Origin of the sequence: Flagellimonas yonaguniensis (assembly GCF_029193885.1) — a bacterium.
Taxonomy (GTDB): domain Bacteria; phylum Bacteroidota; class Bacteroidia; order Flavobacteriales; family Flavobacteriaceae; genus Flagellimonas; species Flagellimonas yonaguniensis.
In genome coordinates, this window is the sequence record NZ_JARFVB010000006.1 from 78,921 (window position 1) to 94,717 (window position 15,797).

The window sequence follows — 15,797 nt, forward strand, 5'->3', positions numbered from 1 at the left end:
TACAATCTTACCTTCTTTAAAATAACAAAAACAAATCAAAACTCGGCATTCTGCGGTGTTCTGGGGTATGGAATTACATCTCTGATGTTGCCCATTCCCGTGGTAAATTGGACCATGCGCTCAAAACCTAGTCCAAAACCACTGTGCACTGCAGTACCGAACTTTCTCAGGTCCAGATACCACCAAAGCTCTTTGGCATCGATATCCAGTTCTTTGATTTTCTGTTCCAGTACATCCAATCGTTCTTCTCTTTGGGAACCTCCCACGATTTCCCCGATGCCCGGGAAAAGTACATCCATGGCACGTACGGTTTTGCCGTCTTCGTTCAATCGCATGTAAAATGCCTTGATGTTTGCGGGATAATCAAAAAGAATCACAGGACACTTAAAGTGCTTTTCCACCAAGAAGCGTTCGTGCTCACTCTGTAGGTCCGCTCCCCATTCATCAATCGGGAATTGGAACTTCTTCTTTTTGTTCGGTTTGCTGTTCTTCAATATGTCAATGGCCTCTGTGTAAGATACCCTTTTGAAATTGTTATCAACAACAAACTTTAGTTTTTCTATCAAGGCCATTTCGGAACGTTCGTTCTGAGGTTTGGTCTTTTCCTCGTCCAGCAAACGCTTCTCTAAGAACTGTAAATCGTCCTGACAATGGTCCAGTACATACTGAATGATATACTTGATGAAATCTTCGGCCAGGTCCATGTTTGCGTCCAAATCATAGAAGGCCATTTCGGGCTCGATCATCCAGAATTCCGCCAAGTGGCGTGATGTGTTGGAGTTCTCGGCTCTAAAGGTGGGTCCAAAGGTGTAGACTTTGCCCAATCCCATGGCGTAGGTCTCGGCTTCCAATTGTCCCGATACGGTCAGATTGGTCTCCTTTCCAAAAAAGTCTTCGGAATAATCCACTTCACCCAAATCATTTAGAGGTGGTTTCTTGGCATCCAATGTGGATACACGGAACATTTCGCCCGCACCCTCGGCATCCGAACCGGTAATGATTGGGGCGTGCATATAGTAAAATCCGTTCTGCTGAAAATAGCTGTGAACGGCAAACGAAAGTACCGATCTAACCCGCATTACTGCGGAAAAAGTGTTGGTTCTTACTCTAAGATGTGCCTTTTCCCTTAAAAACTCCAACGAATGTTTTTTGGGTTGAATGGGGTAGGTCTCAGGGTCGGCGGTACCATGCACAAATATGTCGGTAGCTTGTATTTCCACACTTTGTCCCCTTCCTTGGCTTTCTTCCAAAGTCCCTGTTATCTTTAGGGCTGCCCCGCTAGAAATTTGTTTGAGCAATGCTTCGTCCAATTTTTCAAAATCCACGACACATTGTAGGTTATGTATGGTGGAACCATCGTTCAAGGCGATAAATCGGTTACTTCTAAATGTTTTTACCCATCCATTTACTTCAACGGAATCTCCTACGGGTTGCTTTTCTAGCAATTCTTTTATGGAATAAGACATCATTCTAAAACTATCGTAATTTAGTTGGTAAAGATAGCTTTTTGATAAAAAACGATGGCAATGGAATGGCCTAATTTATGGCCCTTGCAACCACTATTTGTCCTTGAGGTTGTCCTCGTCCTTGGGTAAAATGTCGATTTGGGGCTTTTTAAGCACTTCTTTGTTGGCAATGCTTCTTTCCAAAGAAAGTAACAGAGATGGCAATAATATCAGATTGGATAGCATAGCGAACAGCAAGGTTGCCGATACCAATCCTCCCAATGCTTTGGTCCCTCCAAAATCAGAAATAATGAAAACAGAAAATCCGAAGAACAGGACAATGGAGGTATAGAACATACTTACCCCCGTTTCCCGCAAAGCAGCATAAACAGATCGTTTTATGTGCCAACGGTGTGTGGCCAGTTCTTGTCGGTACTTGGCCAAAAAGTGAATAGTATCGTCTACCGAAATACCAAAGGCAATACTAAACACCAGAATAGTGGAAGGTTTTATGGGAACGCCCAAAAAGCCCATAACCCCGGCGGTAATAACCAATGGGAGTAGGTTGGGGACCAGTGATATGATAACCATTCTGAAGGAACGGAACAGGTATGCCATGAATAAAGAGATCAGCCCAATCGCCAGAGCGAGCGATAATAAGAGGTTTTTGACCAGATACTTTGTGCCTTTTAAGAACAGTAATGCTTTTCCCGTCATGAAAACATTGAACCGATCCGCTGGAAATTCTTTTGTGATGGCCTGTTGTACGTCTTGTTCGATTTCTTCCATACGGTCGATTTTCACATCGCGCATATAAGTGGTCAAACGTGCAGTTTGCCCAGTGCTGTCCACAAAACTCTGCAACAGCTCATTGGTCCCTTCAGTCGATGATTTTTGAACAGCATTCATGATGAAGGTATTCTCTTGACTAGTGGGTAGTTGATAGTATTTGGGTATTCCGTTGTAAAAAGCTTGTTTGGAATATTTTACCAAATCAACAATGGAAATGGGTCGGGATAATTCCGGTATTTCATCAATTACAGCACCCAATCGGTCCATGCGTTTCAGGGTGGCAGGTTTGGTCGCCCCATTTTTACGTTTGGTGTCCACCACGATTTCCATGGGCATGATGCCATCAAACTCTGCTTCAAAAAATTGGATATCCTTATAAAAGTGGCTTTTTTTCGGGAGGTCTTCAATTCGACTTCCTGTAATCCGCATTTGGTAGATTCCAATTATGCTCAAAACCAAAACAGCCACAGTGGTAATGTACACGGCAATTCTATGGTTCCGAACCATGTTTTCCATCCAGTTCACAAAAATGTCCATCCACTTTTTGTTCAAGTGCTTTAAGTGCTTCGTCTTGGGAAGTGGCATAAAGCTATAAACGATAGGGATGATCAAAAGGGAAAGAATGAATATCCCGACGATATTGATAGAAGCTACGATACCAAATTCCTTGAGCAGGTCGCTATCCAAAATGATGAAGGTGGCAAAACCTGAAGCCGTGGTAATATTGGTCATCAAAGTGGCATTTCCGATTTTGGAGATGACCCGTTGTAAGGATAAAGCCTGGTTTCCGTGCTTTTTTACTTCTTGCTGATATTTATTGATGAGGAAAATACAGTTGGGAATTCCGATTACGATGATCAATGGTGGAATCAGTGCAGTGAGAATCGTGATTTCGTATTGCAAAAGTCCAAGTATTCCAAAGGCCCACATTACCCCAATGATCACTACGCACATGGAGATGAAAGTGGCCCTAAAGCTTCTAAAGAAAAAGAAGAAGATGAGGGAAGTGACAAGTAATGCACCTACGATAAAAAGGCCGATTTCATCAATAATTGATTTTGTGTTCCAAGTTCTGATATAGGGCATTCCCGAAACCCGGACATCCATTTGTGTTTCCTCTTCAAAATCGGCCACAAGTTCCCCAAGGTCGTTTAGAATGAACTGGTTTCTCACTTCCGTGTTCATAATGTCCTTATCCAGATAGACCACGGTTTGAATGGTGCCGCTCTTAGGGTTGTACACCAAATTGTCGTAAAAAGGAAGCTCCTTGAACAGATGATTGGTAAGGGAATCTATTTCTTGTTTGGTTTGCGGAGCGGACGATATCAAAGGCTCCATGGAGAAGGTCTGGGTGTCGCTGTCCTTTATGAGCTCTTTCAGATTCTCAAGGGAAATTACATAATCAACCTCGGGGAAGGCATCGAGTTGTTTGCTCAGCGTGTTCCACCGATTGAAATTTTTAGGGGTAAACAAAGCGGAATCCCTAATGGCCAAGACTATGGCGTTGCCTTCTTCGCCAAAAATTTTGGTAAAGGCGTTGTATTGTATGCTTGCGGGATGGTCGTTAGGTAGAATATTGGCTTCGGTATTGGAAAATTGCATGTTTTTCCATTGTAAAGCCAAAAAAACGGTAAAACCAGCAACCGCTAAAAGAATAAGGATTCTATTACGGAGTATGATTCTTGCGACCTTGGGCCAAAATCCTTTAGTAAGCTTTGCTACCATGTGATTTTTGTTGGGCGCAAAGGTAGAAAATGATATGTTGTGTTCCTAGAAAAGAGGTAGTGCAAAATCCAAGTTTTACACCTTCATGATCTCGGCCTCTTTTGCGGATAGGATGGCATCCACTTTATCGCCATAAGTATTGGTCAGTTCTTGGACATCAACTTCAGCGTTGCTCAATAAGTCTTCGGAAATATCCAAGGCCTTGAGTTCCTTGTTGGCGTCTTGTCTTGCGCTACGGATACTTACTTTGGCGTCTTCGGCCTCAGACTTTGCTTGTTTAGCCAGTTGTAGCCTTCTTTCTTCGGTCAATGGGGGTACGTTGATGATCACCATCTCACCATTGTTCATGGGGTTGAAGCCCAAATTGGCGTTCATGATGGCTGTTTCTATCTCGGTCAACATGCTTTTTTCCCATGGCTGGACGGAGATGGTTCGGGCATCGGGCGTATTGATATTGGATACTTGGGAAAGTGGGGTTTGCGAACCATAATAATCCACCATAACCGTGGAGAGCATCATGGGGCTGGCTTTACCTGCCCTGATTTTGGTCAACGCTTTTTGCAAGTGTTCGATACTTGCATCCATACTTTCTTTCGTACTATCGAGAATAAATTTTACTTCTTCGCTCATAACCTTCAAATTTATAAAATTGAAACCAAAGTTTATGCCCACTTAGACATTGACCACCGTTCCTATATTTTCTCCTGAAACTATTTTCATTAAGTTGCCTTTAGTGTTCATATCAAAGACTACAATGGGCAACTCGTTTTCTTGGCTCAATGTAAATGCGGTGGTGTCCATTACTTTTAGTCCTTTGGAAAGCACTTCGTTAAAGGAAATGGAATCGAATTTAGTGGCATTCTTATCTTTTTCGGGGTCGGATGTGTAAATACCATCTACACGGGTTCCTTTTAAAATTACATCCGCCTTTATTTCGATGGCCCTCAAAACTGCAGCGGAATCCGTAGTGAAATATGGATTTCCCGTTCCACCTCCAAAAATGACCACTCTTCCTTTTTCCAAATGACGAATGGCTCTTCTTCTGATGAAGGGTTCTGCTACTTCATTGATTTTAATGGCTGATTGTAATCGAGTTTGCACACCTTTGAGTTCAAGGGCACTTTGTAATGCCAAACCGTTGATTACCGTGGCCAACATGCCCATGTGATCTCCTTGTACTCGGTCCATGCCTTGACTGGCACCTGCAAGGCCTCTGAAAATGTTTCCCCCGCCAATTACGATGGCAACTTCAACACCCTTTTCCATTACGGATTTTATCTCCTCGGCGTATTCATCCAATCGCTTGGCATCAATACCATATTGTTGTTCGCCCATTAGGGCTTCTCCACTTAACTTTAATAAAATTCTTTTGTAATGCATTGAGAGTTTCTTGAAGTCCGGACAAAAATAATCAAAATTATTTATGGGAAATGAAGAATTTTGGGATTGGTATGGGTATAAAAAAACCGCCTCTTTCGGGAGGCGGTTTTTTAAAAGTATTGTTATGGTAATTAACCAAGTGCCACTCTGCTGAAACCAGTAACTTCCAAACTGGAATCTACGGATTTAACGTATTGGGCAACACTTTGCTTGTTGTCTTTGATGAAATCCTGGTTTACCAAAGTATTGTCTTTGAAGAAACGCTTCAATTTACCTTGAGCGATCTTATCCAACATTTCTTCTGGCTTGCCTTCTTGACGCAATTGGTCCTTTGCAATCTCGATTTCCTTGTCGATGATGGATTGGTCAACACCGTCCTCGTTCAAGGCTACGGGATTCATTGCGGCAGCTTGCATGGCTACATCCTTTGCAGCTTCGGCAGCACCGTCCACATTGGCGGACAGGCCTACCAAAGTGGCAATTTTGTTGCCAGCGTGGATGTATGAGCCCACGAACGGAGCGTTCAATTTTTCAAAGCTTCCGATTTCGATTTTCTCACCGATGACACCAGTTTGCTCGGTTAATTTATCGGCAACGGTCATTCCATCAAAGGAAGCGGCAAGGAAATCATCTTTGCTGTCGAAACCAAGTGCCAAATCGGCCAAATCATTGGCTAGTTTCACAAAGCTGTCGTTCTTGGCAACAAAGTCTGTTTCGCAGTTCAAAGAGATAACCGCACCTTGGGTACTATCTCCATTTACTTTTGCGATGGCTGCACCTTCTGAAGATTCTCTGTCAGCTCTTTTTGCAGCGACTTTTTGTCCTTTTTTCCTAAGGATTTCCACTGCTTTATCAAAATCGCCTTCTGCTTCGACCAAAGCTTTTTTGCAATCCATCATTCCAGCTCCAGTGGCCTTTCTTAATTTATTTACTTCTGCGGCGGTAATCTTTGCCATTTTCTTTTCTTTTTAAATTTTATGTAAAGTAAAACACTATGAAAGTGTTTTTGTTTAGGACAATGTTAAATCAGTGAGTTTATTCAACACCACCTTTTACGTTGTCTTGCCATTCTTTAAGTTCGTCCCATTTTCCATCAGCAGCCATTTTAGCTTGTTTTGGCCAAGATGTAGGATCCAAGTGAGCTAAAGTTGAACTTGCCTCTGTAAGGATTTCCTTGATTTTTTCAGCATCTGCTTCAGCAAGTTCAGCGTAAGTTTTAACTCCGTTGGCTACCAAGGCTTCAGCGGCTTTTGGTCCTACACCTTCGATTTTGGTAAGGTCTTCAGGCTTTGCTTCTTCTTTGGTTTCTTTTTTAGGAGCAGCTTCAGCTTTTTTGGCTGGCTTTTCTTCAGCGGCTTTTTCTTCTTTCTTTGGAGCTTCTTCTGTTTTGGCAGCTTTAGCTTCTTCCTTTTCTTTGTCTTTTCCGTTGTTTTTCTCGCTCTTGCGCTCTTCCAAACCTTCGGCAACAGCACTTGTTACGGATTCCAAAATTGCTTCGATGGATTTACCTGCATCGTCGTTGGATGGGATGGCATAATCAACATCACGAGGATCGGAGTTGGTATCGACCATGGCGAAAATTGGAATATTCAACTTTTGGGCTTCTTTTACGGCAATGTGTTCACGCATGGTGTCTACGATAAATAGTGCACCTGGCAAACGGGTCATGTCGGCGATGGAGCCCAAGTTTTTCTCCAATTTGGCACGCAAACGGTCAACTTGCAATCTTTCCTTCTTTGAAAGTGTGTTGAACGTACCGTCTTTCTTCATGCGGTCGATAGCTGCCATTTTTTTGACAGCTTTACGAATGGTCACAAAGTTGGTCAACATACCACCTGGCCACCTTTCAGTGATGTAAGGCATGTTTACTTTGGATACTTTGTCCGCTACAATGTCCTTTGCTTGTTTTTTTGTGGCTACAAAAAGGATTTTTCTTCCTGAGGCAGCAATCTTTTTAAGGGCTTCATTGGCCTCGTCAAGTTTTGCAACCGTTTTGTAGAGATTGATCACGTGAATCCCATTACGCTCCATGTAGATGTAGGGAGCCATGTTCGGGTTCCACTTTCTAGTAAGGTGTCCGAAATGCACACCTGCTTCCAGTAAGTCTTTTACTTCAATTTTACTTGCCATTTTTTGTACTTAGTTTACGTTCCGTTGTAAGTAGCAATGCACTGGTGGTCACAAAATTTTGTTCGCCCAGCCCATTTAGATGCTAAACTAGTTTCCAAAAAGTTGAATTGTTTATCCCTTTTGGAACAACGACAACTTGGTTAAAAATTTAACCCTGAAAATATATGGCATAGTTTCAGGGTTTTCAATGAACTTATCTATAGTTGAATGCCAAAGGCATCCAGAATATATTAACGTTTGGAGAATTGGAATTTCTTACGGGCTTTCTTCTGACCGAATTTCTTTCTTTCCACCATCCTTGGGTCTCTTGTCAACAAACCTTCTGGCTTAAGAACAGCTCTGTTCTCTGCGTCTATTTCGCACATAGCTCTTGACAAAGCCAAACGAACAGCTTCTGCTTGACCGGTAATACCACCACCGTAAACATTTACTTTTACGTCGTAGTTACCTTCTGTTTCAGTTAAAGTGAAAGGTTGTTTTACTTTGTACTGCAATGTACCAGTGGTAAAGTAATCGTTAAGATCTCTTTTGTTTACTGTGATGTTTCCTGATCCTTCGGAAACATAAACTCTGGCCACAGCTGTTTTTCTTCTACCTATCTTATGAACCACTTCCATTATTTGTAGTCGTTTAAGTTTATTGCTTTTGGTTTTTGCGCTTCCTGTCCGTGCTCAGCCCCAGCATAAACCTTAAGGTTTCTGAACAAGTCAGCACCAAGTTTATTTTTTGGGAGCATTCCTTTTACGGAGCTTTCGATAATGCGCTCAGGATGCTTTTCCAATACTTCTTTCGCAGAAGCGGAACGTTGTCCACCTGGATATCCAGTATATCTTTGATATTCCTTGTCATCCCACTTGTTGCCGGACATGTCGATTTTTTCAGCATTGATGACAATAACATTGTCTCCACAATCAACATGGGGGGTAAAGTTGGTCTTGTATTTCCCTCTAAGTATTTTGGCTACTTTAGACGCCAATCTTCCCAAGGTCTGTCCTTCAGCATCAACCAATAACCATTGCTTGTCAACAGTAGATTTATTGGCGGAAATAGTTTTATAACTTAATGTGTCCACTTCTCGAATATTATTGATTTAAATAACCTATCCCGATTAACGGGCTGCAAATGTACAATTATTAGATTGAATTACAAACGGTTGGTCGGGAATATTTTTTTACTTTTTTAGAATTGAATCTTTGCGTCTTAAAAACGGTTGCAAAGTAGTTCGATAAGTGTTAAAAAAAGATTAAAAAAAATCAGCAACTGTAACTCGTCACATTTTCACGGGTCTTTATCATATCCATCTAATCAAAAAACAATCAAGTGAGAAACGCAGCACTGGTTTTCCTGACCCTATTTTTCATTTATTCAGCTCAAGCACAAGATTCTACCGAAGTCATTATCAAAAAGAAATATACCACACAAGCCTTGGGCGAGTATGCAGTTCCGAGCATTAACGGTATTTTGGAAGATGAGGCCTGGAACCTTGTGGAATGGGGTGGGGAGTATATTGAATGGCAGCCCGACGAGAACACACCACCCACCCATCAAACCAAATTCAAGATATTGTATGATAGCAAGAACCTATATATAGGTGTACGCTGTTATGATACGGAACCCGATAAGATTGTGAAAAGATTGTCGCGGAGGGACGGTTTTGAGGGAGACTGGGTTGAGTTCAACATTGATAGTTATTTTGATAAGCGTACCGCCTTTTCTTTTACCATTACCGCAGCAGGGGTCAAAGGGGATGAGTTCATATCCAATAACGGGAACAATTGGGACGAAAGTTGGAATCCCATTTGGTATGCCAAAGCACATGTGGATGATGAAGGATGGACAGCCGAATTGCGTATACCTTTAAGTCAGCTAAAATTTGGTAGTGCCGAAGAGCAAGTATGGGGCTTTCAATCCACCAGAAGATTTTTTAGGAACGAAGAACGTTCCGTTTGGCAGCGTAAACCAGTGGATCAACCTGGATGGGTAAGCGAATTTGGGGAGCTGCACGGGTTAAAGAACATTCAGCCACAAAAGCAGTTGGAGATTCAGCCCTACACAGTTGCAAAGACCGAAACCTACGAAGCCGAAGAGGGTAATCCATTCAGGGATGGGAGCGAAAACAACATAACAGCTGGACTTGATGCCAAGATTGGCATTACCAACGACCTTACCTTGGATTTGACCGTCAACCCTGATTTTGGTCAGGTGGATGCTGACCCGTCGGCCATTGCGTTGGATGGGTTTCAGATTTTTTTCCAAGAAAGACGACCGTTTTTTGTGGAGAACAAGAATATCTTCGATTTCAGGGTTTCGCAATCCGAGGCGGGAAACACCTTTGGCTCCGATAATATATTTTATTCGAGAAGAATTGGCAGGAGTCCGCAAGGTTATCCAGACACTACGGATGATGAATTTGTTGACCAGCCCGACAATACCCCGATCATTGGTGCTGCAAAATTCAGTGGAAAGACCAAGGATGGATGGGCCATAGGTGTTCTCGAAAGTGTGACGGCTCAGCGAACCGCTACCATACTAAACGGTAATGGGGATTCCCGAAAGGAAATGGTAGAGCCCCTGACCAATTATTTTGTGGGAAGGTTACAAAAGGATTTCAATCAAAGGAATTCCTATATCGGCGGTATTTTCACGGCGACCAATCGCGAGCAAATTCCCGAGCAACTCAGTTTTTTACATGATGCAGCTTACACGGGCGGTTTGGATTTCAAGCACCAATGGGCCAATCGTGATTGGTATGTTGGGGGTAACCTTACCATGAGCCACGTTCAGGGGAGTGAAGATGCCATTACCAACACCCAAGAATCCATTACACATTTATTCAATAGGGTGGGGGCGGAGCATGTTGCAGTGGATACCACAAGAACATCATTGACAGGAACTGGGGGTAATGTTCAAATAGGGAAAATAGGCAATGGCCATTGGAAGTTTGAATCAGGAGCCACATGGCGTTCACCGGAATTGGAACTCAACGATATTGGTTTTCAGCGCCAGGCCGATGATGTGCGGCATTATACTTGGATTGGGTATCAAACCCTGAAACCCGACAGTACCTTTAGGCGGGTGGGTATCAATTATAACCATTGGACGGCTTGGGATTTTCAAGGTAACCACAATTATTTGCAGTTCAATACCAATAGCTGGCAAAACTGGAAAAACAATTACCGAACCAATATAGGATTCAATTTTGCGCCCATCGAGTATTCCAATTTTGCCTTACGTGGAGGGCCAAGGTTGCGACAATCCCCATGGATGAGTTTTTGGAACAGCATCAATACCGATAACAGGAAAAAATTGCGATTCTCGTTTTTTCACAATGGAAGAAAGGCTTTGGACAATTCGATAAAGACCTATTACATGGAAGGAGGTTTTGTGTATCAGCCCATAAATGCCCTACGTATTTCCGCTTTTCCGTCTTTACAAATCAATCATGACAAATTGCAGTTCATTGATAATTTTGATGATGTCAATGGATCACCACGTTACCTGAACGGGGAAATCAATCAACGAACCCTGAGCATGTCGTTTCGCTTGAATTATACTATCAACCCCAACCTGACCATTCAGTATTGGGGGCAACCGTTTATTTCTCGCGGACGCTACTCCAATTTTAAACATATCACGGACCCAGTAGCCAAAACATTTGATGATAGATTTGTGCAGTACACGGACGAACAGACTACATTGTCCGATAGCACTTACACCATTGATGAAGATTTGGATGGTGTGACCGATTTTAGTTTTGACGACCCCGATTTTTCTTTTGTGCAGTTCCGCTCCAATTTGGTCATCCGATGGGAGTACATTCCAGGTTCCGAGATATTCTTGGTCTGGTCACAGGATGTCTCGAGAGATGGCGATCCTACCAACGGGTTGCTCTCCAGCTTGGGAGATAATATTTTTGGGCAAAAGCCGCAAAACATCTTTTTGTTGAAGGCTACGTACCGGTTTGTGCTATAAATGTCACATCGAGCGCAGTCGAGATGTCTTTGAAGATTGAATCTTCTTCCGTACGGATGCTGAGCGTAGTCGAAGCATGATGCGGAATCTCATCAGGTTTTGAAGTAAGAATTAGATGAGATGCTGAAATAAATTCAGCATGACGGGATAAACACTGAAGTGTCATTCTGAGCAATGCGAAGAATCTTTTTTCTCGTCAACCTGAACCTGTTTCAGGCCCTCATAATGATTTGAATTTTAAGGGGAACCGAAGCCTTACATATCCATTATTTTCCTTAAGGCCTTAACGAGTGCTTCATTAGCCTCTGCATTACCTATGGTGATGCGTACTTTTCCAGGTGCGCCAAATTGTGAAACAGGTCGCACCATGATTCCCTCTTCCATCATTTTATCCGTGAATTCCATTTCGGGCAACGGTGGGTCTATGATAAAAAAGTTAGCTTGACTTGGCCAATATTTTATACCTAATTCATCAAATGCTTTGGTAATATATTTTCTGCCCTCCAAAACGGTTTTCACGGTTGCTTCGATGAATTCTGTATCGTTCAAAGCCCCAATAGCAGCCTCAATGGAAGTCAACGGTAGTAAGAAGGGTTTGTGTATCAAGCGTATATAGTTGGCAATTGTGGTTGTGGTGTAACCGTACCCGATGCGTTGCCCTGCCAATCCGTAGGTTTTGGAAAAACTGTTGAGCCCGATCATATTGTGTCCTTCTAAAACATAGGGCAATGCCGTAACATAATCGTTGGCATCGGCAAAATGGCGATAGACTTCATCAAATACCACGAGAATATTTTTAGGGACACGAGCCATAAAATCGTCCATCACGGATTTTGGAATGTAAGTGCCCGTAGGATTGTTGGGACTGGTCAAGAAAATGACCTTGGTTTTCTCGTTGATGGCATTCAATATGCCTTCCACATCCAACTCATAATTGGGTGTTAAGAGTGGGATATCCACCTGATGGGCACCATACCATCGGGAAAAAACGGAGTAGGGCAGAAAACAGGGATTGGAAAAAATCACTTCATCCCCTTCGTTGATAAAAGCCCGAAGCAGCATATCAATAACCTCGGATCCGCCATTGCCGCAGAAAAATTGGTCGGCGGTCAATTGTCCATCAAAATCTTTGACCAGCGCCTCACGCAAACGAATATCGGTCTGGTCAGGGTAAATGTTGATGTCATCCAAGGCCGCTTTCATGGCAGCAACGGCTTTGGGCGAGGCACCCAAAGGATTTTCGTTGGAGGATAGTTTGTATATTTTTTTATCGGTTGGGGGAATGTTTTTTCCGCCTTTGTATACTTCTTTGGGCACTAAATGGGCCTTGAAAATGGATGTTATGTCTTTTTTCATGCTTTCTTTGAATGTTGATCGAATCAGTTATGTGTTGGCAACGTTTCGTCTGCGCTATAAGCTGCATTCATTTGTTTTGAGTATTCAGCTATAGTAGTTTTGAATCCCATTACTTTTCTAAGGCTATCTACTTTAGTCGGGTCTTTTATTGGCCAAACAAAGAAGTTGTTGGTTACATGACCATTCTCATCTTTATATGAGCTTATCTGACTGCCGTAAACCTGTTTTTTACCATCATTCTTAAGAATTCTATCTTTCATAAGTGCATAGTGAGTTAGTGAGGCCTCCCCTTTAAAAGCAGCTTCTTTTAATTCGCCAACATACTTTTTCATATGTTTTTGGTCACTGTGTTGAAGTATATAAAAGATGCCTTTGCATATCTTCTTGCCATCTTCTGAATATATTGGGTATCCATATTTTTCAAGAAATCTAAAAGCATATATCTGATTAATAGAATCAATTTGCCCCATTCTCTGGTTTAATTCCAAATCTATATTTCCTGTTTTTTGATATTTTTCCATGAACTTTTCCCTAATTTCTTGATCTCTGTCAAGACCTAGTTCAATTTGCTCTTTTAATTCATTGTATTCTTTGGAACTCTTTGCACAAGAACAAATTGAAATCAATAAAATCATCAAAATTGTGATTCTCATGGTTTAAAGTAATTTGGATTACATCTACTGATTTTTATAAACTTTCTCCATAAAGTAGCAGAGCCATCGCCTTTTCCGTATCACCATTTTCCAATAGCTGTTTGGCCAAGGTATGCAGTTCGGTTTTAGAGGCATTTTGTATACTTTCATTGGCTATTATCGATTTGATATCTGCCGTAGAGGGAACACTTTCCAAATTCCCCAATCGGCCTAAATTGTTTCCCGTGAGCACATCGCTTTCACGTATGCCCTTGGGCAATGCATCCACTCCAATACCGTGGGTGCGAATGGGCTTCGGAATCTCGAACAGGGATTCTTTAATGGCTCGGATGTACCAATTGCCGCCCATGCGGCCCACCAAATCCAATTTTTCGGTATCTAGTACATCATCCGTTAAGTATTCATCGCTGATATGGATCATATCCACCTGGGCGATTATCAAGTTTCCTGCTCCAGGGGTCTGTGCAATTTCGACCACTTCCAAAACTGTGCATTCGAACGATACGGGGGCTTCGCCCACACGTGGGGGTTTTACTTTTACGCTGGGAACTTCAGTAAAACCTGCTTTCACGAATTCGTTCACTCCTTTATCGTAAGCCGTACTGGACAGTGACATCTGCTCCGCCATTTTGTGGTTCACCACATTGATGACCACTTCGGGTACTTCCACCACATTTTGATGCGTATGTTTTAAAGAATTGTCCCTACCGCTTCTCGTCGGGGAAAACACCATCACGGGGGGATTGGAACTGAAGACATTGAAAAAACTGAACGGGCTCAGATTCACATTGCCTTTTGCATCCACTGTACTTGCAAAGCAAATTGGCCTCGGCGCCACAGCTGTCGATAGAATACTGTACAGTTCTGGTTGAGGTATGGTGGTTGGGTCTATGGTTTTGATCATTAAGTTTATTTTTGTCATTCCTGCGAAGGCAGGAATATCTATTCATTTTTTGTCTAGGTGGCTGAGCGGAGTCGAAGCCACATTTTAATGGTCAAGTTGCATCGACTCCGCTCAGCTACCAAAATTATTTAGCAGGCAACACTTTAGTGGACACTTCGCCAAATCCGACTCTAATATCGCCATTTTGTGCGTAACCGCGCATCTTTACCGTGTCACCATCATCAATGAATTTTCGTTCAATTCCATCTTTTAGTATGATGGGTTTTGTGCCGCCCCAGGATAATTCCAACATAGAGCCAAAACTGTTTTCTTCCTTACCTGAAATAGTTCCGGAGGCCACCATATCCCCAATGTTGATATTGCATCCGTTGACGGTATGATGTGCCAATTGCTGGGCCATGTTCCAATACATATGTTTGAAGTTGCTAAAGCAAACTGTGGTTTCTTCACCTTGTTCTGGTTGGATATCGACTTCTAGGTTGATGTCATAATTCTTTTCCCCTTTATATTGCAGATAAGGCAATACTTCGGGCTCTTGTTTGGGGCCACTTATCCTGAAGGGCTCCAAAGCTTCCAAAGTCACCACCCATGGGGAAATGGACGAAGCAAAATTTTTGGCCAAGAACGGTCCGAGTGGCACATACTCCCACTTTTGAATATCACGGGCCGACCAATCATTGAAAAGGACTAAACCGAAAATGTAATCTTCAGCATCTTTTGTGGAAACGGATTCGCCCAATTGGGTGTCCTTTCCGCAGATGAATCCTATTTCCAGTTCAAAATCCAAACGTTTTGTTGGTCCAAAAGCAGGCGATTTAGCTCCATTGGGCATTGTCTGTCCTTTAGGACGATGAATGGGCTCTCCACTCACAATAATGGAACTCGCCCTACCGTGATACCCCACAGGAATGTGTTTCCAATTGGGCAAAAGGGCATTTTCGGGGTCGCGGAACATTTTACCTACATTGGTGGCGTGCTCCAAGCTGGAATAAAAATCGGTATAGTCCCCGACCGCTACGGGCATGTGCATTTGGGCCTCGGACTGCTTCACGAAAAGTTCGGGTTTTCCGGCCAAAACGGAATTATCGTCTTTCAGCCAATATTGAATCTTTTTACGGACCCGTGCAGTGATTTCTTTCCCGAGAGAGATAAAATCGTTCAAGGTGTCTTTTTCCAGCAATGCCGTGTTGAAGTCGAACACATCCAACTCGGCCACGGCGGCCAAATCCAAAATATGTTCCCCAACAGCAACGCCCACTCGTGGGCTTCTTTCCTGTGTGGAAAATATTCCGAAAGGAATATTGTGAATTGAAAAATCTGAATTTTCAGGTATTTCTATGATCATATAGTAAGTTATATGTCATTCCCGTGAAAACGGGAATCAATCTGTAATTCTATTGGCATGATGCTTCGGCTACGCTCAGCATCCAATTGTAATCT

General features: G+C 42.6%; 13 protein-coding genes. 1 reads left to right on the forward strand and 12 read right to left on the reverse strand.

The features are described 5' to 3' along the window. Positions 1-35 precede the first annotated feature (35 nt). The 8 genes from asnS to rplM all read right to left on the reverse strand — a co-directional run bounded on the left by asnS (position 36) and on the right by rplM (position 8,544). Positions 36-1,469, reverse strand: coding sequence for an asparagine--tRNA ligase (asnS, locus tag PY092_RS11645; RefSeq protein ID WP_275615982.1), 1,434 nt, complete (start codon positions 1,467-1,469; stop codon positions 36-38). Between the two features lie 90 nt (positions 1,470-1,559). Then, on the reverse strand, positions 1,560-3,962 hold the full coding sequence (locus tag PY092_RS11650; protein WP_275615983.1) for an efflux RND transporter permease subunit: 2,403 nt from the start codon (positions 3,960-3,962) through the stop codon (positions 1,560-1,562). A 75-nt stretch (positions 3,963-4,037) separates the two neighbouring features. After that, on the reverse strand, positions 4,038-4,592 hold the full coding sequence (frr, locus tag PY092_RS11655) for a ribosome recycling factor (protein ID WP_275615984.1): 555 nt from the start codon (positions 4,590-4,592) through the stop codon (positions 4,038-4,040). Between the two features lie 42 nt (positions 4,593-4,634). Further along, positions 4,635-5,342 carry a UMP kinase gene (gene pyrH / locus PY092_RS11660; protein WP_275615985.1) on the reverse strand — a complete coding sequence of 236 codons (708 nt, stop codon included), beginning with the start codon at positions 5,340-5,342 and terminating at the stop codon, positions 4,635-4,637. 131 nt (positions 5,343-5,473) lie between these two features. Then, entirely contained in the window at positions 5,474-6,298 is an 825-nt protein-coding gene (gene tsf, locus PY092_RS11665) for a translation elongation factor Ts (protein WP_275615986.1), read from the reverse strand. Positions 6,299-6,377: 79 nt separating this feature from the next. Beyond that, entirely contained in the window at positions 6,378-7,472 is a 1,095-nt protein-coding gene (rpsB, locus tag PY092_RS11670; protein ID WP_275615987.1) for a 30S ribosomal protein S2, read from the reverse strand. A 230-nt stretch (positions 7,473-7,702) separates the two neighbouring features. Next, positions 7,703-8,089, reverse strand: coding sequence for a 30S ribosomal protein S9 (gene rpsI, locus PY092_RS11675; protein ID WP_275615988.1), 387 nt, complete (start codon positions 8,087-8,089; stop codon positions 7,703-7,705). Then, on the reverse strand, positions 8,089-8,544 hold the full coding sequence (gene rplM, locus PY092_RS11680) for a 50S ribosomal protein L13 (RefSeq protein ID WP_275615989.1): 456 nt from the start codon (positions 8,542-8,544) through the stop codon (positions 8,089-8,091). The genes rpsI and rplM overlap by 1 nt, the downstream gene beginning before the upstream one ends. Before the next feature lie 248 nt (positions 8,545-8,792). Here rplM and PY092_RS11685 point away from each other — a divergent pair, with 248 nt between their 5' ends. Beyond that, positions 8,793-11,444, forward strand: coding sequence for a DUF5916 domain-containing protein (locus PY092_RS11685; protein WP_275615990.1), 2,652 nt, complete (start codon positions 8,793-8,795; stop codon positions 11,442-11,444). A 255-nt stretch (positions 11,445-11,699) separates the two neighbouring features. On the opposite strand, the gene hisC is transcribed toward PY092_RS11685, so the two are convergent. From hisC to fahA, 4 genes are all read right to left on the reverse strand, one after another. Further along, positions 11,700-12,800 carry a histidinol-phosphate transaminase gene (gene hisC / locus PY092_RS11690; protein ID WP_275615991.1) on the reverse strand — a complete coding sequence of 367 codons (1,101 nt, stop codon included), beginning with the start codon at positions 12,798-12,800 and terminating at the stop codon, positions 11,700-11,702. A gap of 23 nt (positions 12,801-12,823) precedes the next feature. Beyond that, positions 12,824-13,453: a DUF6624 domain-containing protein gene (locus PY092_RS11695; RefSeq protein WP_275615992.1), complete on the reverse strand. Its 630-nt coding sequence runs from the start codon at positions 13,451-13,453 to the stop codon at positions 12,824-12,826. Positions 13,454-13,487: 34 nt separating this feature from the next. Next, positions 13,488-14,357: a flavin reductase family protein gene (locus PY092_RS11700; RefSeq protein ID WP_275615993.1), complete on the reverse strand. Its 870-nt coding sequence runs from the start codon at positions 14,355-14,357 to the stop codon at positions 13,488-13,490. Positions 14,358-14,481: 124 nt separating this feature from the next. After that, a complete protein-coding gene (gene fahA / locus PY092_RS11705) occupies positions 14,482-15,702 on the reverse strand; it encodes a fumarylacetoacetase (RefSeq protein ID WP_275615994.1) in 1,221 nt (406 codons plus the stop codon). Positions 15,703-15,797: the final 95 nt, after the last annotated feature.